This window comes from Pseudomonas flavescens (genome assembly GCF_013408425.1).
GTDB lineage: Bacteria > Pseudomonadota > Gammaproteobacteria > Pseudomonadales > Pseudomonadaceae > Aquipseudomonas > Aquipseudomonas fulva_A.
Genome location: NZ_JACBYV010000001.1, coordinates 1,329,438 through 1,349,506 on the forward strand (window position 1 = coordinate 1,329,438; position 20,069 = coordinate 1,349,506).

At 62.1% G+C, this 20,069-nt stretch carries 17 protein-coding genes; 10 read left to right on the top strand and 7 right to left on the bottom strand.

Going from position 1 to position 20,069, the window contains the following annotated elements:
• Positions 1–14 precede the first annotated feature (14 nt).
• Both sigX and FHR27_RS05845 read left to right on the top strand, forming a co-directional pair.
• Positions 15–605: an RNA polymerase sigma factor SigX gene (sigX, locus tag FHR27_RS05840; RefSeq protein WP_082045778.1), complete on the top strand. Its 591-nt coding sequence runs from the start codon at positions 15–17 to the stop codon at positions 603–605.
• A gap of 106 nt (positions 606–711) precedes the next feature.
• A complete protein-coding gene (locus FHR27_RS05845) occupies positions 712–1,692 on the top strand; it encodes an OmpA family protein (protein ID WP_042553750.1) in 981 nt (326 codons plus the stop codon).
• A 292-nt stretch (positions 1,693–1,984) separates the two neighbouring features.
• Here FHR27_RS05845 and FHR27_RS05850 read toward each other — a convergent pair whose 3' ends face one another.
• Complete coding sequence (locus FHR27_RS05850; protein WP_042553749.1) at positions 1,985–2,299, bottom strand: hypothetical protein; 315 nt, start codon at positions 2,297–2,299, stop codon at positions 1,985–1,987.
• A 205-nt stretch (positions 2,300–2,504) separates the two neighbouring features.
• Here FHR27_RS05850 and FHR27_RS05855 point away from each other — a divergent pair, with 205 nt between their 5' ends.
• Positions 2,505–2,882: a hypothetical protein gene (locus FHR27_RS05855; RefSeq protein WP_257026831.1), complete on the top strand. Its 378-nt coding sequence runs from the start codon at positions 2,505–2,507 to the stop codon at positions 2,880–2,882.
• A 10-nt stretch (positions 2,883–2,892) separates the two neighbouring features.
• On the opposite strand, the gene FHR27_RS05860 is transcribed toward FHR27_RS05855, so the two are convergent.
• A complete protein-coding gene (locus tag FHR27_RS05860) occupies positions 2,893–3,831 on the bottom strand; it encodes a LysR family transcriptional regulator (protein ID WP_042553747.1) in 939 nt (312 codons plus the stop codon).
• A 142-nt stretch (positions 3,832–3,973) separates the two neighbouring features.
• On the opposite strand from FHR27_RS05860, the gene FHR27_RS05865 reads away from it, so the two are divergent.
• The gene (locus FHR27_RS05865; protein ID WP_179538052.1) at positions 3,974–5,179 is read left to right on the top strand and encodes an acyl-CoA dehydrogenase; all 1,206 of its coding nucleotides are present in this window, start codon (positions 3,974–3,976) and stop codon (positions 5,177–5,179) included.
• A gap of 7 nt (positions 5,180–5,186) precedes the next feature.
• Here FHR27_RS05865 and FHR27_RS05870 read toward each other — a convergent pair whose 3' ends face one another.
• From FHR27_RS05870 to xthA, 4 genes are all read right to left on the bottom strand, one after another.
• Positions 5,187–5,381: a hypothetical protein gene (locus FHR27_RS05870; RefSeq protein ID WP_218878768.1), complete on the bottom strand. Its 195-nt coding sequence runs from the start codon at positions 5,379–5,381 to the stop codon at positions 5,187–5,189.
• Positions 5,378–6,370 carry a TerC family protein gene (locus FHR27_RS05875; protein WP_179538053.1) on the bottom strand — a complete coding sequence of 331 codons (993 nt, stop codon included), beginning with the start codon at positions 6,368–6,370 and terminating at the stop codon, positions 5,378–5,380. The genes FHR27_RS05870 and FHR27_RS05875 overlap by 4 nt, the downstream gene beginning before the upstream one ends.
• Positions 6,371–6,524: 154 nt before the next feature.
• A complete protein-coding gene (locus FHR27_RS05880; protein ID WP_179538054.1) occupies positions 6,525–7,901 on the bottom strand; it encodes a substrate-binding domain-containing protein in 1,377 nt (458 codons plus the stop codon).
• A gap of 78 nt (positions 7,902–7,979) precedes the next feature.
• The gene (gene xthA / locus FHR27_RS05885; RefSeq protein ID WP_042553742.1) at positions 7,980–8,792 is read right to left on the bottom strand and encodes an exodeoxyribonuclease III; all 813 of its coding nucleotides are present in this window, start codon (positions 8,790–8,792) and stop codon (positions 7,980–7,982) included.
• Between the two features lie 147 nt (positions 8,793–8,939).
• Here xthA and FHR27_RS05890 point away from each other — a divergent pair, with 147 nt between their 5' ends.
• The 3 genes from FHR27_RS05890 to tpx all read left to right on the top strand — a co-directional run bounded on the left by FHR27_RS05890 (position 8,940) and on the right by tpx (position 14,909).
• Complete coding sequence (locus FHR27_RS05890) at positions 8,940–10,673, top strand: autotransporter assembly complex protein TamA (protein ID WP_042553741.1); 1,734 nt, start codon at positions 8,940–8,942, stop codon at positions 10,671–10,673.
• Positions 10,670–14,341, top strand: coding sequence for a translocation/assembly module TamB domain-containing protein (locus FHR27_RS05895; protein WP_179538055.1), 3,672 nt, complete (start codon positions 10,670–10,672; stop codon positions 14,339–14,341). The genes FHR27_RS05890 and FHR27_RS05895 overlap by 4 nt, the downstream gene beginning before the upstream one ends.
• 67 nt (positions 14,342–14,408) lie before the next feature.
• Positions 14,409–14,909 carry a thiol peroxidase gene (tpx, locus tag FHR27_RS05900; RefSeq protein WP_042553739.1) on the top strand — a complete coding sequence of 167 codons (501 nt, stop codon included), beginning with the start codon at positions 14,409–14,411 and terminating at the stop codon, positions 14,907–14,909.
• Positions 14,910–14,963: 54 nt separating this feature from the next.
• Here the strand turns inward: tpx and FHR27_RS05905 are convergent, their stop codons facing one another.
• Complete coding sequence (locus FHR27_RS05905; RefSeq protein WP_042553738.1) at positions 14,964–15,896, bottom strand: LysR family transcriptional regulator; 933 nt, start codon at positions 15,894–15,896, stop codon at positions 14,964–14,966.
• A 239-nt stretch (positions 15,897–16,135) separates the two neighbouring features.
• Here FHR27_RS05905 and chvE point away from each other — a divergent pair, with 239 nt between their 5' ends.
• From chvE to mmsB, 3 genes are all read left to right on the top strand, one after another.
• The gene (chvE, locus tag FHR27_RS05910; protein ID WP_042553737.1) at positions 16,136–17,200 is read left to right on the top strand and encodes a multiple monosaccharide ABC transporter substrate-binding protein; all 1,065 of its coding nucleotides are present in this window, start codon (positions 16,136–16,138) and stop codon (positions 17,198–17,200) included.
• A 105-nt stretch (positions 17,201–17,305) separates the two neighbouring features.
• Positions 17,306–18,832, top strand: coding sequence for a multiple monosaccharide ABC transporter ATP-binding protein (gene mmsA / locus FHR27_RS05915; RefSeq protein ID WP_179538056.1), 1,527 nt, complete (start codon positions 17,306–17,308; stop codon positions 18,830–18,832).
• Between the two features lie 14 nt (positions 18,833–18,846).
• Positions 18,847–20,034 carry a multiple monosaccharide ABC transporter permease gene (gene mmsB / locus FHR27_RS05920; RefSeq protein WP_042553829.1) on the top strand — a complete coding sequence of 396 codons (1,188 nt, stop codon included), beginning with the start codon at positions 18,847–18,849 and terminating at the stop codon, positions 20,032–20,034.
• Positions 20,035–20,069 lie beyond the last annotated feature (35 nt).

The window sequence follows — 20,069 nt, forward strand, 5'->3', positions numbered from 1 at the left end:
TGGCCCGATCTGCTTTGAACGCACCCCAATCACCGTCACTGCGCTATGACCCACGCGAGCTCTCCGACGAGGAGCTGGTGGCGCGTGCCCATGACGAGCTGTTCCACATCACGCGTGCCTACGAGGAGCTGATGCGGCGTTACCAGCGTACCCTGTTCAACGTGTGTGCACGATATTTAGGGAACGATCGAGATGCGGACGATGTCTGTCAGGAAGTGATGCTGAAAGTTCTATACGGACTGAAGAACTTCGAGGGTAAATCGAAGTTCAAGACCTGGCTCTACAGCATTACTTACAACGAGTGTATTACCCAGTATCGCAAGGAGCGTCGCAAACGTCGTTTGATGGATGCGCTGAGTTTGGATCCACTAGAAGAAGCGTCCGAAGAAAAGGCGCCGAAGGTAGAGGATCGAGGTGGTTTGGATCGCTGGCTCGTGCATGTGAACCCGATTGACCGTGAGATTCTGGTGTTGCGCTTCGTTGCGGAGCTGGAGTTTCAGGAGATCGCCGACATCATGCACATGGGCCTGAGCGCCACGAAAATGCGCTACAAGCGCGCGCTAGACAGATTGCGGGAGAAGTTTGCAGGAATTACCGAAAGTTAGTTCGGGGCGAACTTTCACTAGCATAGGTGAGTTTTGTTAAACTTACCGACGACTCGCATGTCTATCTGCATGTGAATCAATCAATCTATAGATGGGGATTTAACGGATGAAACTGAAAAACACCTTAGGCGTTGTCATTGGCTCCTTGGTAGCCGCAACCTCGATGGGCGTGCTGGCTCAAGGCCAAGGCGCTGTCGAGGTGGAAGGCTTTGCCAATCGCTACTTCACCGACACTCAGCGTGATTTCGCTCATGACGAAGGCAACCTGTTCGGCGCCAGCGTTGGTTACTACCTGACCGACGACGTTGAACTGGCTCTGTCCTACGGCGAGTACCACGACCTGCGTGGCGAAGGCGCTGCTGGCAGCAAGAACATCAAGGGCAACCTGACTGATCTGAAAGCCCTCTACCACTTCGGTCAGCCGGGTGTTGGCCTGCGTCCGTACGTTTCCGGCGGTTTCGGCCACCAGAGCATCGGCGACGCCAACAAAGGCGGTCGCGATACCTCCACTCTGGCCATCGCTGGCGCTGGTGCCAAGTACTACTTCACCGAAGTTCTGTACGCACGTGCTGGCGTTGAAGCGCTGTACAACATCGACAAAGGTGACACCGAATGGCAAACCGGCGTCGGTGTCGGTCTGAACTTCGGCGGTAGCACCCGTCAGGTTGCCCAGGTGACTGAGCCGGCTCCAGAGCCAGTTCCAGCTCCGGCTCCGGTCGTTGAAGAAGCCCCGCAAGTGGTTCGTGTTGAGCTGGACGTCAAGTTCGACTTCGACAAGGCCGCTGTCAAAGAAGAAAGCTATGGCGACATCAAGAGCCTGGCTGACTTCATGAACCAGTACCCGCAAACCAGCACCACCGTTGAAGGTCACACCGACTCCGTCGGTACTGACGCTTACAACCAGAAGCTGTCCGAGCGTCGTGCCAACGCCGTTCGTGACGTACTGGTCAACCAGTACGGCGTAGGCGCTAACCGCGTCAACTCCGCTGGCTACGGTGAGTCCCGTCCGGTTGCTGACAACGCTACCGAAGAAGGCCGCGCGATCAACCGTCGCGTAGAAGCCGAAGTAGAAGCCCAAGCCCAGTAATAGGCTCAGGTTTCAGGAAAACCCGGCTTCGGCCGGGTTTTTCTTTGCCTGTAGAAAAGTGCTAAAGGCGCAAATAAAAACGGCATCTACCAGGCCACCCGATGGGGGAAGGAGACCTGGCAGACGCCGTGTTCGTTACTCGGCTTCCCAACGAATGACCGCCGATTTGATGTCTGAATGATACAGCAAGTATCGCGCCATGTGGTCGTACAAGTGCAAATCCATTGCTTGCGGGCACAACCCATCGCGGATCATGGGCCATTGCTGGGCGTGGCCGGTTGCGAATGGATCGTTATGAGGCAGGGCAGGCCTGAGCCTCTTCCACATAGTCTCGCAGCCAGCGCAGCACATCCACGGCCTCCCAGCGATTGGGGTCGAACATGGCATAGGCCAGACCCTGGTAGCCCACCACATCGAGCTGCCGGTGATAACCCGCACGCTGCAACAAGGCCTCGATCTCGGCGAAGCAGGTGTTGAAGTGCAGGCGGTTGAAGGGGGTTTTACCTTCGGTAACGATTCCCTCCAGATGCAGTTCCTCGACGATGGGCCGAACCTTGTCCAGCTGCATCCGGTTGATCGAGTGCTTGAGTTGCATTACGTCCAGCATAGTAGGCTCCCGCTTTACGCCTTGACCCCAGCCGGGGCAATCCCGGTTTTCGATCAGTGATGACGCTAGGGTAAATCAAAAGTACTGTACAAATAAACAGTATTCGGTAATAGTGAGCTTCGACGCTTCATGACTCCCATATCCGCGAGCGCTGCAGAGCGCCCGTGGCCGATGCCGAGGGCTCCGAACAATGCAACAGATACTCATGACAATTGTGCTGTTGGTGACGCTTACGGGCTGCGTGCAGCCGCACGTCGAGCAACCCAGGGTCAATGCCAATTACCTGATCATCGAAGACAGCCAGGCCTGGGCCGTACTGGTTTCAGATGGCAAGCGCGTGGAAGAGCCTGGTGTGGTGGTCGATGCGATCAAGCTGGCCGGCAGCGATGCACCGATAGCTGCCAGTTACGTGATCGATACGCCTAACTGCGGCAAGGTGCAGTGGCTGGTCGAACGTCAGGACGCCGCGGACGGGGTGACCACCCGCATGACCCTGCATGACAACAATCAGTTGGGTGGTTCGGGCTGCGTGATCGGCGAAGGCCTGACGCGAGTCTGGACGGTTCTCGATTACTCCAGCTGACACCCGCAAACTAGCAGGCGGCCGCTGCGATGGACGCCTTGCGCTCTTCGGCGGTGATGCGTTGGCAGATCTCGATGATCTGCTCACGCATCCAGCGATTGGCTGGGTCCTGGTCAGTGCTCTCATGCCAGTAGAGATGGGTTTCCAATAGCGGGATGCTGGCAACCGGCAGCTCGCTGAAATGCAGGTCGTTATCCCGGGCGAAGCGCTCCGGCACGGTGATCGCCATGTCGGTGTCTCGCATCACACGGCAGGCCATCAGGTAATGCTGAGAGCGCAGGGCGATGCGCCTCTGAATGCCCATCTTGCCCAAGGCCAGGTCGACATAACCCAGGCCGCTGCGGCGGCTGGAAATGTGGATATGGGTCAGTGACAGGTATTTCTCCAGACTCAGCTTTTCATTGCCCAGCGGATGGCCATGGCGCATCGCGCAGACGTATCGGTCTTCCATCAGTTTGACGTGGCGCACCTGCGGGTCGATGTTCAACGGCGCATCCACGGCGAAGTCCAGGCGTCCTGCAGCCAGCTCCTTGGTGGTTTCCCGGCGACGTACCAGCATGCTTTCGATGGTCACGCTCGGCGCCTGACGACGCAGGCGCTGGAACACCGGTGGCAACACCACGGCTTCGGTCAGGTCGGTCATGCTGATGCGGAAGGTCTTGTTCGCCTGGGCCGGGTTGAAGGTACGGCTTTCCTGCACCGAGATACGCAGCTGCTGCAGCGCGGTGCGCACCGGGGTGATGATGTTCTGCGCCATTGGCGTCGGTACCATGCCCTGGGCGGTGCGTACGAACAGCGGGTCGTTGAAGGTCTCCCGCAGGCGTGCCAGGGCATTGGACACCGCTGGCTGGGTGATGCCGACGATCTGTCCGGCACGCGTTAGATTGGCTTCGGTGTAGATGGCATCGAAGACCACGAAAAGATTGAGATCCACCTTGTTCAGGTTCATGCCTGAGCGACTCCGCAATGTTGTTCTTGTCGGGTGATCTTATATCGGTGATGAATGTTTATACACGCCGAAAATAGCTTAGATAAATCATGCGGCCTCCACTAGCATCCTTTGCACACGAAAAAGCAGCCGAAGGTGTGCCATGGATTTCGCCTATTCCCCCCGGGTTCAGCAGTTGCGTGAGCGCGTCAGTGCTTTCATGGAGGCCCATGTCTATCCGGCCGAGGCGGTGTTCGAGCGCCAGGTGGGCGAAGGTGATCGCTGGCAGCCGACGGCGATCATGGAACAGCTCAAGGACAAGGCGAAAGGCGAAGGCCTGTGGAACCTGTTTCTGCCTGACTCCGAGCGAGGGGCAGGGCTGAGCAACACCGAATACGCGCCTCTGGCGGAGATCATGGGGAGCTCGCTGATCGGCCCCGAACCGTTCAATTGTGCGGCGCCTGATACCGGCAACATGGAGGTACTGGTGCGCTATGCCAGCGAGGAGCAGAAACGTCAGTGGCTCGACCCGCTGCTCAGTGGCGAGATTCGTTCGGCCTTCGCCATGACCGAACCGGAGGTCGCCTCGTCCGATGCGACCAACATGCAGGCCAGTGCCGTGCGCGATGGTGATCACTGGGTGATCAACGGGCGCAAGTGGTGGACCTCTGGCGCCTGTGACCCACGCTGCAAGATCATGATCTTCATGGGGCTCACCAATCCCGAGGGGCATCGCCACCAGCAGCACTCGATGATTCTGGTGCCGATGGATACGCCAGGCGTCAAGGTGGTCCGGCCCTTGCCGGTGTTCGGCTATGACGACGCGCCTCACGGTCACGCGGAAGTGCTGTTCGAGGATGTTCGGGTTCCATACGACAACGTCCTGCTAGGCGAGGGGCGCGGCTTCGAGATCGCTCAGGGGCGCCTCGGTCCCGGGCGTATCCACCATTGCATGCGCTCCATCGGCATGGCCGAGCGGGCGCTCAAGCTGATGTGCGAGCGAGCGCTGGAGCGAAGTGCGTTCGGCAAGCCGCTGGCGCGCCTCGGCGGCAACATCGACCTGATCGCCGAGTCACGCATGGAAATCAACATGGCGCGCCTGCTGACGCTGAATGCGGCCTACATGATGGATACGGTCGGCAACAAGGTGGCCGCCAGCGAGATCGCGCAGATCAAGGTAGTGGCACCCAACGTGGCATTGAAGGTGATCGATCGTGCCATCCAGATGCACGGTGGGGCAGGGGTCAGTGCGGATTTTCCGCTGGCTTACTGGTATGCGATGCAGCGCACCTTGCGCCTGGCCGATGGTCCGGACGAGGTGCATCGTGCGGCAATCGGCAAATACGAGCTGGGCAAGTACATGAAATGAGGCCGGCTCAGGTGCCAGGTGGCTCGTCGAGCCCTGGCACCAGAGTCAGCTTCGTCGCGTTGACGCGCATGTGCAGTTGCGCGGCGAAGGTGCGTGCAGCGAGCTCATCCTCGAACATCAGCGTGCGCTTGCCCAGGCGTACGCACCAGCGTACGCCGTCGCCTTTGTCTACGCATTCGATCTGCACGTTTTGCTGGGTCACGTCGTCTCTGCAGGCTTCTTGTCGCGGGTTTTCAGCAGCGACAGGATGACGCCGCCGGCCAGTACGCCCATGGTAACGCCGAGCGAGAGCAAAGCGGGAACCTTGATGAAGCCATGCAGGAAGATCTTGCAGCCGATGAACATCAGTACGATGGCCAGCGCATACTTGAGGTACACGAAGCGGTGCATGAGGGCCGCCAGCGCGAAGTACAGCGCCCGCAGGCCGAGAATCGCGAAGATGTTCGAGGTGTAGACGATGAACGGATCCTGGGTGATGGCGAATACCGCCGGCACGCTGTCCACGGCGAACACCAGATCCGCCAGTTCGATCAGCACCAGTGCCAGTAGCAGCGGGGTGGCGAACAGCAGCATCTTGCCGCTGGCCGGATCTTGCTGACGCACCAGGAATTTGCCGCCGTGCAGGTCATCGGTCACCCGGATGTGCTTGCGCAGGAAGATCAGGAACTTGTTTTGCGATAGGTCCGGATGCTCGTCGTGATCCTTGCTGAACAGCATCTTGATGCCGGTGAACAGCAGGAAGGCGCCGAACACGTAGAGGATCCAGTCGAACTCCTGAACCAGAGCCGTTCCCAGGCCGATCATGATTGCCCGTAGCACCACCACGCCGATGATTCCCCAGAACAGCACGCGGTGCTGGTATTTGCGGGGAATGCCGAAGAAGCCGAGGATCATCGCCATGACGAACACGTTGTCCATCGATAGCGACTGTTCGACCAGGAAGCCGGTGTAGAACTCCAGTGCCTTGGTTGCGCCAAGCTCCCACCAGACCCAGCCGCCAAACGCGACGCCCACGCTGAAGTAGCCAGCGTAGAGCAGCAGGCTTTCGCGCATTTCGATTTCATGCTGGTCGCGGTGCAGGACGCCGAGATCGAAGATCAGCAGCGCAAAGACGATGACGATGAACGCCATCCAGAAATAGTACGGGGTGCCGAGAAACGGCGTGGACATAAAGGCATGTAGAGCTGTCATGGGCCCTCCCTGTTGATGCCTAAGTTGAGATTCAACTTAGTGACTCCGACATCACGATGAGATGAACTCATCGCCAGAGGGGCCCGGCGTCACATCTCCATAAGGCTAGGATGAATCGCGCGGTTGAGCAAGTGCTTGGCGCGCCTCGAAAAACTCAATACACCCAGACTTCCACGCGGCGATTCTTGAACCTGCCGCTGTCGCCTTCGTTGTCGGCGACCGGCAATTCATCGCCAAGGCCGGCGACTTCACGCAATACCACACCTTCGCGCACCAGCTCTCGGCGTACCGCCATGGCCCGCAGCTTGGACAACAGCTCGGCGCGTGCCGAAACCGCTTTCGGGTCGCCGAAACCGACCAGCACCACCTTGCGCTGCAGCTTGTCGTGCTGCCTCAGGTAGTCGAGCACCCGGCGCAGATCCTGCTGCGCCTTGTTGTCGAGGCTGGCGCTGCCTTCCTGGAAGCGGAAGTTCACCGACAGTCGTTTGGCCTCCCGGGTCAGGGTCTGATAGGTGGCAGGCATATCGGCGGTGGCTTCGATGCTGACCGCCTGCACGGTCTGCGCGATGAAGCCGTTCTGAGCGACGATTTCCTGACCCTGCGGGCTCTGCGCGAACTGCAGCAGGGCTTCGGCCCATGGGTTGGTGTTCTTCGGTGGCCCGTAAAGGAACAGGCGCCGCGACAGCGGGTAGTCCTCGGTGGCGATCAGCGTCACGCTGGGCAGCATCGGCTGCGACTCGCCGGCGGCGATGGCCACCGCTTTCGCCTTGCGCACGTAGGGCAGGCCGATGAAGCCGATGCCGTTTGCATCGGCGGCGACCGAATCGGACAACTGCTCGCTGGACTCGAAGCGTTTGGCCTTGGCTGACAACTGCTTGCCGTTGGCGGTCAGTACCAGCTCCTTGAACGTATCGAAGGTGCCGGAGTTGTCGTCCCGGGCGTACAGGTCGATGCTGCCAGGGCGACCGCCCAGCTGTGCCCAGTCGCTCACTTCACCGGAGAATATCTGCGCCAGTTGCTCGGTACTGAGGGTGCTGACGGGGTTGTCAGGATGCAGCACGATGGCCAGCCCATCGATGGCGATGACCTGCTCGGCGTCCCGGCTTTTCATGTTGCCCAGCGATGACAGGGTCGCCACTTCGCTGTCCTTGATCGGTCGTGACGAGGCCGCCAGTTCAGCGTTGCCCTGGCCTATGGCACTGAAGCCGGTGCCTGAGCCGTGAGCGGCAATTTCCACGCTCACCGTACGGCCGGCCGCATTGAGGGCGGAAACCACCTGTTCGTTTTCCCGGCTCGTGGCTGTACGGATATTGCTCAGGCCCTGTTGCTGCATCAGGCCCTTGACCAGCGCCGGGCCCAGGCTGGCACCAATGGTGTTGGAGCCCTGAATGCGCAGCGCCGGAGCGTCTCCGGTGGGCAGTGGCAGGGCGGCGAATGCCGTCCAGGGGCTCAGGTAGCAGACGAAGCCGAGCAACAGAAACGTTGCGGTTCGGCTCCAGGTTTCGCGGTCACAGACGGGGGGGCGCAGCATGCGGCAAACACCTTGCAGGGGGTGGCTGAAGTGCTGCGACGATAAGACAGAAAAATGACTGGAAGATGACGCTGCGCGTCAGCTCAGTTCCAGCCAGATCGGCGCGTGATCCGAAGGCTTCTCCATGCCCCGCAGGTCATAGTCGATACCGGCGTCCTTGAGGCGTTCCTGCAACACCTGGGAGGCGAGGATCACGTCGATGCGCAGGCCGCGCTTGGGTTCGTCCTCGAAGCCGCGACTGCGATAGTCGAACCAGCTGAAACGGTCGTCGACCTGCGGATGCAGCGACCTGAAACTGTCGACCAGCCCCCAGCCTTTCAGCGTGGCGAGCCACTCGCGTTCCTCTGGCAGGAAGCTGCATTTTCCGGTCTTCAGCCAGCGCTTGCGGTTGACCTCGCCGATACCGATGTCGCAATCCTCCGGGGAAATATTGATATCACCCATGACGATCAGCGGCTGGTCGTGGGCGAAACGGCCGGTCAGCAGTTCCTGAAGGTCGGCATAGAAGCGCTGTTTGGCAGGAAACTTGGTGGGGTGGTCGCGGCTCTCGCCCTGGGGGAAGTAACCGTTCATCACGGTGACCGGGTTGCCGTTGGCGTCGGCGTAGGTGCCGTAGATGAAGCGTCGCTGGGCCTCCTCGCTGTCGTTCGGAAATCCCTTGACCAGCTCCAGTGGCGCCTGGCGCGATAACAGGGCGACACCATAATGGCCCTTCTGGCCGTGGTAGTGAACGTGGTAACCGAGCGCGCGAATGTCCGCTTCGGGAAACTGATCGTCGCTGACCTTGGTTTCCTGCAGGCCGATCACATCCGGCTGGTGCTTCTCGATCAGCGCTGCGAGTTGGTGCGGACGTGCCCGCAAGCCGTTGATGTTGAAGGAAACGAGTTTCATATCGGCGATCCTGGTGATTCTGTGGCGTTGAAGCGGCGATGCTAGCCGATCAGGGCGGCGCACGGCCAGCGGCCGGGCAAGACCTGGTAATGCTTTGGGAGCGTGCCAGCACTGGAATGGGGCGCTTGGCGTGATAGCATCGCGGGCATGAGAGTTATTTCTACACTAGGCGCGGGATGCGCGCTGTTGTTGTTCAGTTCGACGCTGCTCGCCGAAGACGCTCGTCTGGTGGTCAGTGTGCAGCCTGCCAACAATGCCTTGAAGAGCAATGTCGAGGGTTACATCGGCAGCCTCGGTGAGCGTGATGCCGAGGCGCTGCAGCGCTTGCGTCGAGTGGTCGAGGGCCAGGCGGAAAAAGCCGCGCAGGCGCTGGGCTATTACCAGGCGCAGATCACCACCGAAGTGGTCGAGCAGACGCCGCCGCGGCTGAACGTGCGCATCGTGCCCGGTGAGCCGGTGCGCATCGGCAGCGTGACCGTTCGGGTCGATGGGCCGGCCGCTCAGATGCGCGCCTTCCAGATCCCCAAGGATGCACAGCTCACTCAGGGCGCTCGGCTCAATCACGGTCGTTACGAGGCCGCCAAGCGGCACATCCAGAACCAGGCCTCGCGCTACGGGTTCTTCCGCGGACGCTTCACCCAGCAGCGCCTGAGCATCGACCCCCAGGCTGGCCTGGCCGACATCGAATTGATCTACGACAGTGGCCCGCGCTACATCCTCGGCAGCGTGGCCTTCGAAGGCGACATGCCGTTCGACGATGATCTGCTGCAGCGCATGGTGCCGTTTCCCGCCGACACACCTTACGATTCCGAACGCATCGCCGAGCTCTATCAGGCGCTGCGTTCCAGTGGCTATTTCGAATCGGTGCGTGTCGATGCCAGCCCCACCGTGGCGGAACAACAAGTGATTCCGGTCAAGGTTCACCTGCAGACCCGCTTGCCGCGCACCATGGGTCTCGGGCTTGGCTTCTCCACCGACGTCGGTCCCCGTGGTCGCGCCAACTGGGAGCGCCACTGGGCCAATTCCCGAGGGCACAGCTACGGCGCGGAAATGGAACTCTCGGCACCTCGGCAGAACGTTGGTCTGTGGTATGACGTGCCGCTGGATCCGCCGCTGACCGACAAGCTGCGCATGGCTGGCGGTTACCAGTACGAAGAGATCGCCAACACCGACAGCCTCAGCCGCCTGCTGACCGTCGGGCCGGAATGGCACAGCAGGCTTGATAGCGGTTGGCAGCGGGTGATTTCCCTGAAATGGCAGCGCGAGGAATACCGTCTCGGTGACGATTCGGGGCTCAGCACCCTGTTGATGCCCGGTATCAGCTACTCCTACCTGCAAAGCGACAATCGCATCGACCCGAACCACGGTTACCGCCTGCAGTTCGATGCTTCGGTCGCCAAGGAGGGGTTGCTGGCCGACTCCGATGTGATCCATGGCAACGTGCTTGCCAAAGGCCTGACCACCCTGTGGCAGAACCACCGTTTCCTCGGTCGGGCACAGTTTGGCGGCACCGAGTCCAAGGGGTTCAACTCGTCCGTGCCGCCCTCGCTGCGCTTCTTCGCCGGTGGTGACCAGAGCGTGCGCGGTTATGACTACCAGAGCCTGTCGCCGGAGAACAATCAGGGCGACAAGATCGGTGCACGTTACATGTTCGCCGCCAGCGCCGAGTACCAGTACAGCGTGGCTGACAAATGGCGGGTGGCGACGTTCTACGACACCGGTAACGCGTTCAACTCGCTGGATATGCCGACGCTCAAGAGTGCGGTCGGTATCGGTATGCGCTGGGTGTCGCCGGTTGGGCCGCTGCGCCTGGACCTGGCTCATCCCCTGGACGACGAGGGTGGCGTGCGGCTGCATTTCTCCATGGGGCCCGAACTGTGAAGCGGGCGCTCAAGTATGCCGGGCTCAGCCTGGCGAGCCTGCTGGCACTGCTGATCGTGCTGCTGGTGTGGATGCTGGCGACCTCTGCCGGCAGCCGCTGGACCCTGAGCCTGGTGCCCGGGCTGCAGGTGGATGGATTCGAGGGACGCCTGGGCGGCCGCTGGACGGCCGACCAGGTGCTCTGGCGCCAGGGTGACGACCAGGTGCTGGTTCGCCAGCCGTTGCTCGACTGGTCGCCGGCCTGCCTGCTGCGCCTGACCCTGTGCATCGATACGCTACGCAGCGAACGCATCGAGCTGAACTTCGCCGCCAGCGACACACCGCCGAGCGAGGAGCCTTTCAGCCTGCCGCAGATCGATCTGCCGCTGGCCGTGCAGGTGGGTGAGGTATGGATCGGCAGCCTGCAGCTCAACGGTGATGACCAACTGCAGGGGCTGGAACTGGCGGCCAACTGGGCGAGCGACGGTCTGAATATCAGCAGGCTGCATGTACAGCGTGATGATCTGGTCGTCGACCTGCAGGGCAGGCTGCTGCCGAGCGGCGAATGGCCGCTGAGCTTGCAGGGCAGCGCTGCGCTGCCGTCGCCGGATGGCAAAGAGTGGGACCTGGCGCTGCGGGTCGAGGGTGATCTGCGTCAGAGTCTGGCGCTGACGGTCGACAGCAGCGGCTACCTGGCAGGGCGTCTGAGCGGTGAGGTTCAGCCGCTGGTCGAGCACCTTCCGGCGACACTGACGTTCACCGCCGACGGCTTCAAGGCCGAAGCATCGCTGCCCGATACCCTTCGCCTGAACGGTTTGACCTTGCGGGCCGCGGGCAATCTGCAGGACGGTTACGGTATCGATGGCGTCGCCACCCTGCCAGCCGAAGGTGGTCCGGTCGCCCTGGCGCTGCGCGGACGCATCGACGCCAAGGGGGCGGATATCGCCACCCTGCGCCTGGCGGCAGCGGAGAACCAGTACCTGGCTGTCAACGGACGCCTGGACTGGCAGCAAGGCTTCAGCGCCGACAGCCATGTCGATTGGCAGGACTTTCCCTGGCTGCGCCTGTATCCGCTGGAGGAGGCGCCACCGGTCACCCTGAAAAAGCTCACCGGCGACCTCTCTTATGAGAACGGCAACTACCTTGGCAATCTGTCCGCGGCACTGGATGGCCCAGCCGGCGCCTTCAGCGTGCAGACGCCGCTCAGTGGTGACCTGCAGCAGGTGCATTTGCCGCAACTGCAGGTCCGCGCCGGGCAGGGCAAGATCGATGGCCAGGTGACGGTCGGTTTCGCCGATGCGGTGAGCTGGGATGCGCAACTGCAGGTCAGTGATTTCGATCCCGCCTACTGGGTCGCCGAGCTGCCCGGGCGTATCGCCGGGCCGGTGCGCAGCAAGGGACAGTTACGCGATGGTCGCCTGGAACTGACCGGTGATCTTGACCTGCAGGGGCGCTTGCGTGGTCAACCTGCACAGCTGCAGACCACGGTAGCCGGCGCTGGAGAGCGCTGGGAGTTGAGCGCGCTCAGCGTGCGCCTGGGCGACAACCGTATCGACGGCCGTGGCCAGCTCGATCAGCGCCTGCAGGGCGAGCTGCGCATCGCTCTGAACCGCCTCGGCCAGCTATGGCCAGGGTTGCAGGGGCAGGCCACCGGGCGCCTCGATCTGGCCGGCAGCCTGCAGGCTCCGCAGGGCACGTTCGACTTGAACGGCCAGGGCTTGGCATTCGAGGACATGCGTCTGCGTCAACTGGGGCTGGACGCCACCCTGGATGGCAATGGGCAAGCCAAGGTGCAAGTGCGTGGCCAGGGGATCGCCAGTGGTGATACCCAGGTGGGCGACCTGACCATCAACGGCAATGGCAGCCAACGTCAGCAGCAAATGGATCTGAGCCTGCAGGGCCCCCAACTGCAGACCCATCTGGCGCTGGACGGCACCCTCGATCAGGGCAACTGGCGCGGTCGTCTGAGCCGTGTCGAGGTGCAGGCCGGTGGGCAGGATTGGCGTCTGCAGCAGCCTGCCTCCCTGGTGCGCCTGGCCAGCGGTGAGATCGACCTGGGCGCACATTGCCTGCGCTCCGGCGGGGCCAGTCTGTGCGGCGAGAACCAGCGCCTGCAACCGGAGCCGAAAATCCGTTATCGGCTTGCCGATTTCCCTCTCGACAGCCTGTCACCCTGGTTTCCAAAGGACTTCGCCTGGGAAGGCAAGCTCAACGCCGATGTGCATCTCGATCTGCCAGCGGCCGGTCCCAGCGGGCGGGTGGTGGTGGATGCCGGCAGCGGCACTTGGCGCGCCCGCGATGACGGGCAGTGGGTGGACTTCACCTACGACAGCCTTCGCCTGAGCAGCGAGCTGAAGCCTCAGCGTATCGACACCGAGCTGAACCTGCGCGGGCCGAAGATCGGCGAGCTCATGGTGCAGGCGCAGCTCGATCCGCGCCCGCAGAACAAACCGCTGTCCGGGCAATTCCGCCTGAGCGGCCTCGACCTGGCCATCGCGCGGCCGTTCGTGCCGATGGTGGAGAGCCTTTCGGGGCGTCTGGACGGCAGCGGCAATCTGTCCGGTGATCTGCTCAAGCCGCTGGTCAACGGTCAGTTGGCGCTCAGTAATGGGGAAATTTCCGGTGGCGAATTGCCGACCAGCTTCGAGGATCTGCAGATCCGTGCACTGATCGCCGGTGAGAGCCTGCAGCTCAACGGCAACTGGCGCAGTGGCGAACGTGGGCAGGGCTCGCTCAATGGTGAGCTGGCCTGGGGCGAGCAACTGAGCGGCAGCCTGAGCGTGCAGGGCAGCCGCCTGCCGGTGGTCGTCGAGCCCTATGCGAATCTGGAAGTGGAGCCGGACATGCAGGTGCGTCTGGCCAATGATCAACTCTCAGTCAGCGGCAAGGTGTCCATTCCCAGCGGCAAGATCGTGGTGCGCGAATTGCCGCCGTCGACGGTCAAGGTCTCCGATGATGCGGTCATCGTCGGCGCCGAGGCACGGGAGCAGCAGGCGGTGGCCATCAGCATGGACATCGACGTCGAGGTCGGTAGCGACAAGTTGACCTTCAGCGGCTTCGGCCTCAACGCCGAGTTGGCCGGACGAGTGCACATCGGTGACGACATGGACACCCGCGGTGAGCTGAACCTCAACAAGGGCAATTTCCGCGGCTACGGCCAGCGCCTGACCATCCGCCGCGCGCGCCTGCTGTTCGCCGGGCCCATCGACCAGCCGTTCCTCGATATCGAGGCGATCCGCAAGGTCGACGAGGTGGTCGCTGGCCTGCGTTTGACCGGCAGCGCCGATCAGCCGCGTACCGAGGTGTTTTCCGAGCCGGCGATGAGCCAGGAGCAGGCGTTGTCCTATCTGGTGCTGGGGCGACCCCTATCGACGGGCAGCGAAGACAGCAACATGCTGGCACAGGCGGCATTGGCACTTGGCGTGGCGGGCAGTTCCGGGGTTACCGGCTCGGTCGCGCAGAGCCTGGGCATTCAGGACTTCCAGCTGGATACCGAAGGCAGCGGCAACAGCACCAGCGTGGTCGCCAGCGGTAACCTTTCGGAGCGTCTGAGCCTGCGCTACGGCGTTGGCGTATTCGAACCGGTGAACACCGTGGCACTGCGTTACGCGCTCAGCCGGCGCCTGTATCTTGAGGCTGCGAGCGGTCTGGCGAGTTCTCTGGACCTGTTCTACAAACGTGACTTCTAGCTGGCGTCGTCCTGACGTAGGATGGCCGCCCAAGCGTGTTTTACCCACATAGAAAAGGATCATTTTCATGGCACAAGTAACCCTGCGCGGTAACCCGGTTCAGGTCGAAGGCCAACTGCCGCAAGTCGGTCAGCAGGCGCCGGCCTTCAATCTGGTCGGCGCTGGCCTGGCCGATGTCAGCCTGAGCAGCCTGGCGGGCAAGCGCAAAGTGCTGAACATTTTCCCGAGCGTCGACACTCCGACCTGCGCCACCTCGGTACGCAAGTTCAACAGCGAAGCCAGCCAGTTGGCCAACACCGCCGTGCTGTGCGTGTCCGCCGACCTGCCGTTCGCCCAGGCACGTTTCTGCGGCGCCGAAGGCCTGGAAAACGTGATCAACCTGTCGACCATGCGCGGTGCCGAGTTCCTCAAGGACTACGGTGTGGCCCTGAGTTCCGGCCCGCTGGCCGGCGTGGCTGCCCGCGCCGTGGTGGTGCTGGATGAAAACGACAAGGTGCTGCACAGCGAGCTGGTTGCCGAGATCGGCAGCGAGCCGGACTACGAGGCCGCTCTGGCCGTCTTGAAGTAAGTTTCTCGTCACGCGAAAACGGCCTGCTTTGCAGGCCGTTTTCGTTTCAGTGGCTCATTGCTTGTTCAAGCCCGCAGCCACCAGCCGGCGCAGGCGGTTGGCGACCGGCGACAGCTGCCTGCCTTTGACCAGCAGCAGGTAGTACGGCGACATCTCGATGCTCACGTTGAGCGGCAGCACCTTCAGCCTGGCGCCGACCTGATCGCCCAGCAGCAAGTCAGGAACCTCGCTGGCCAGCGGGGCGATGGCCGATGACGAGACCAGAATGGCGATCATCGCCAGCAATGAAGTGGTGTTGGTGATGTTGGTCGGCAGCGGCGCGCCAGCGCTGAGAAAGGCCGTCTCCATCGCTTCGCGGATCGGTGCCCGGTGGCTTTGCATCACCCATTCGTAAGGAGACAGGTCGCGCAACGTCACCTGATCGACGTTGGCCAGCGGATGATCCTGGCGCACCATCAGCTTCAGGGTTTCGGTACGCGCCGGGAAGATCTCGAAGTCCGCCGGGTTGACGCCGCGGGGCAGGCGGGCGAGCACGAAGTCGTTCTTGCCGGCCGCCAAGTCATGCACCAGCACGTCGCTGGCCGCCACGTTGACGTGCACGTCGGCCCGTGGCGAGATCGCCTTGAGCTGGCGAATGGCCGGAATCACGAAACCCACCGCCGCTCCGGTCACCGCGCCCACCGTGGTGATACCGCCTTCGCCGCGCTTGAGCTCCTCGACGTCCTGCGCCAGGTCACGCAGTTCCACCAGCATGTTGTGCGAACGCTGCGCCAGCGCTCGGCCGATCAGGGTCGGCAGCATGCCTTTGGCATTGCGCTCGAACAGCCGTGCGCCGAGGGTATGTTCGATCTCCGCGAGCATGCGCGAGGCGGCTGGTTGAGTGATGGTCAAATCGTCCGCCGCCAGGCCGAGCTGGCCGTGCTCGGCGATCGCGGCGATCAGGCGCAACTGGGGAATCTTCAGGTGTCGGGCGATCCCGATGTCCATGGCAGCTCTCACTTTATTGTCGTTATCGGAGGCACTGAACGGATTCTGCGACGGGGCAGGGTGCTTGTCGACTGCTACATACCAGTATTGGTATGGCAGTGAGCGGAATATGAATTTGATTGATATGGGGGCTGGTTCTATCGTCATGCCTGCTTTGAAAGCTCTTCGCTGACCGAACAACAATAACTGCGATGCCCCGTGTGCTCAGGCCCACTGCAGGCTTCGCCCAGGAGAAGCTGATGAACACTGTCCGTAAACTCGTGGCTGCCGTGGCCATGGGCGCCAGCCTGTTGAGTGCCGCGTCCGCAGGGGCCGCCGAAAAGGGTTACGTGGGTATCGCGATGCCCACCAAGTCGTCCGCCCGCTGGATCGACGATGGCAACAACATGGTCAAGCAACTGGAAAAGGCCGGCTACAAGGCCGACCTGCAGTACGCCGAAGACGACATCCCCACCCAGGTCTCGCAAATCGAAAACATGATGGTCAAGGGCGTCAATGTCCTGGTCATCGCGGCGATCGATGGCACCACCCTCACCAATACGCTGGAAAACGCCAATGCTGCGGATATCAAGGTCATCGCCTATGACCGCCTGATCCGCGACAGCGAGTACGTGGACTACTACGCCACCTTCGACAACACCAAGGTCGGCGTGCTGCAGGCCGAGTCGCTGGTCAAGGGCATGCAGGCGCGGGGCCCAGGCCCATACAACGTCGAGCTGTTCGGCGGTTCGCCAGACGACAACAACGCCTACTTCTTCTACGACGGCGCCATGTCGGTGCTGCAGCCACTGATCGACAAGGGCGAGATCAAGATCCTCTCCGGGCAGACCGGCATGGGCAAGGTCGGCACCCTGCGCTGGGATGGCGCCACTGCCCAGTCGCGCATGGACAACCTGCTGTCCGCCAACTACACCAAGGAGCACCTCGACGGTGTGCTGTCGCCCTATGACGGCATCTCCATCGGCGTTCTCTCGTCCTTGAAAGGCGTTGGTTATGGCTCGGGCGACATGCCGATGCCAATCGTCACTGGCCAGGACTCGGAGGTGCCGTCGGTGAAGTCCATCCTCGCCGACGAGCAGTATTCCTCGATCTTCAAGGATACCCGCCAGCTCGCCGAAGTGACCGTCGGCATGGTCAAGGCCCTGCTCGAAGGCGGCGAGCCGCAGATCAACGACACCAAGACCTACAACAACGGCAAGAAAGTCGTGCCGGCCTACCTGCTGCAGCCGGTCACGGTCGACAAGAGCAATTGGGAAAAGGTGTTGATCGACAGCGGTTACTACACCAAGAACCAGGTCCAGTAGCGCGACTGCGCCGGCAGCCAGGCGCTGCCGGCCATCCACCTTTTCGTTTACCTGAGCATGGCGTGCCCGCTGCGGTAGGCGTGTGCCTTGCGGACGGATAAAACCATGCAGCAAGACATCATTCTGGAAATGCGCGGCATCACCAAGACGTTCCCGGGGGTAAAAGCCCTGAACGACGTCAATCTCAAGGTGCGCCGCGGCGAGATCCATGCCCTGTGCGGTGAGAACGGCGCTGGCAAGTCGACCCTGATGAAGGTGCTCAGCGGCGTCTATCCCCACGGCAGCTACGAGGGCGAGATCGTCTACGAAGGCAAACCACTGGCTTTCGGCGGCATCCGCGACAGCGAGCGGGAAGGGATCATCATCATTCACCAGGAGCTCGCACTGGTGCCGCTGCTGTCCATCGCCGAGAACCTGTTTCTCGGTAACGAGATCGCCAGCAACGGCGTGATCGACTGGCCAGAGGTCTATCAGCGTACCGAGGTGTTGCTGAAAAAGGTCGGCCTCGACGAAATCGCCACCACGCCGGTCGAGAAGCTCGGTGTCGGCAAGCAGCAACTGGTGGAGATCGCCAAGGCGCTGGCCAAGGACGTCAAGCTGCTGATCCTCGATGAGCCCACAGCGGCCCTGCAGGAGAACGACAGCCAGAAGCTGCTCGATCTGTTGCTGGAGTTTCGCGCCCAGGGGATTTCCTCGATTCTGATTTCCCACAAGCTCAATGAAGTCAGCCGCGTCGCCGACAGCATCACGGTGCTGCGCGACGGCGCATCGGTCAGCAGCATGGATTGCCATACCGAGGCGGTCAGCGAAGAAACCATCATTCGCGGCATGGTTGGCCGCGATATGGAAAACCGCTACCCGGAGCGCATTCCCGAGATCGGCGAAACCCTGCTGGAGATCCGCGACTGGAACGTCTGGCACCCGGAGTCGGCATCCCGGCAGATGATCCGCAACGTCAACCTCAGCGTGGCTGCCGGTGAAGTAGTGGGCATCGCCGGGCTGATGGGGGCAGGGCGCACCGAGCTGGCCATGAGCGTGTTCGGCAGGAGCTACGGGCGCAACATCTCCGGCTCCGTGCACCTGCGCGGCAGGGAGATCGACGTCTCCACGGTGCGCCGCGCCGTCGACAACGGCATCGCCTACGTCACCGAGGACCGCAAGTCCCTGGGCCTGGTGCTCGACGAGAGCATCCTCTGCAACACCACCCTGGCCAATCTGCCGGGCGTATCGAGCCACGGCGTGATCGACGAGCACGAGGAGCGACGCGTCGCCGAGCAGTACCGCGAAGCGTTGCACATCCGCACGCCCGGGGTGTTCCAGAAGGTCCTCAACCTGTCCGGTGGCAACCAGCAGAAGGTGGTGCTGAGCAAATGGCTGTTCGCCAAACCCGAGGTGCTGATTCTCGATGAGCCGACCCGGGGCATCGACGTCGGCGCCAAGTTCGAGATCTACAGCCTGATCAACCAGCTCGCCGCCGACGGCAAGGGGGTGATCATCATTTCTTCGGAAATGCCCGAACTGCTCGGCATGTGCGACCGCATCTACGTAATGAACGAAGGCGCCTTCCTGGGCGAACTGGCGCGCGCAGACGCGAGCCAGGAAAAGATCATGTCGATGATCGTCAAGGCGTGAGCGAGGTGAACGCAATGGATACGAAAACCCAACCGACCCGGCCCTCGTTGCTGGCCCACCTGAAGAACCACGTGCGCGACTACGGCATGCTGATGACCCTGGTGGTCATCATGGCGCTCTTCGAGGTGCTCACCGACGGTACCCTGATGCGCCCGGTGAACCTGACCAACCTGTTCCTGCAGAACAGCTACATCATCATCATGGCCCTGGGCATGCTTCTGGTGATCGTCTCCGGGCACATCGACCTGTCGGTGGGCTCGGTCGTCGGCTTCGTCGGCGCCGCAGCCGCGGTAATGATGGTGCAATGGGGCTGGTCGACCTCAGTGGTGGTGCCGGTGTGCCTGCTGATGGGCTGTCTGATCGGCGCTGCCCAGGGCTACTGGATCGCCTATTGGCAGATTCCCTCGTTCATCGTCACCCTGGCCGGCATGCTGGTGTTCCGTGGCCTGACCCTGGCCGTGCTCGATGGTCAGTCGATCGGCCCGTTCTCGAGCAGCTTCCAGTTGATGAGCAACGGCTTCATCCCGGACATCTTCAGCGATACGCGGCCGAACATCACCGCCATCGTGCTCGGCGCGCTGGCGGCCGTGCTGATCATCTACCTGGCCGTGCGTGCCCGGCGGCGTGCCAAGCGCTACGGCATCGTCGACGAGCCGGCGCTGTTCTTCGTCATCAAGAACGGCCTGATCGCCGGGGCCATCGTCTACATCGCCTACCTGCTGGCCACCTACCGGGGGCTGCCGAATGTACTGATCATTATGGCCATGCTGATCAGTGCCTACACCTTCCTGACCAACCGCACCACCCTGGGCCGGCGCATCTACGCCATCGGTGGCAACGTCAAGGCCGCCAAACTGTCGGGCATCAACACCGAACGGCTGACCTTCTTCGCCTTCGTCAACATGGGCATGCTCGCCGCTCTGGCCGGGCTGATCTTCGCCGCGCGCCTGAATACCGCCACGCCCAAGGCCGGGGTGTCCTTCGAACTCGACGTTATCGCCGCGGTGTTCATCGGTGGCGCATCGATGTCCGGCGGCGTGGGCAAGATCATCGGTGCAGTGATCGGCGCCCTGATCATGGGCGTGATGAACAACGGCATGTCGATCCTCGGGATCGGCATCGAGTGGCAGCAGGTGATCAAGGGCCTGGTGCTGCTGGCTGCGGTGATCTTCGACGTGGTCAACAAGAACAAATCCCGCTGAGGCGGAGCCATCCGCTCCCGTCGCGCCAGGCGCTG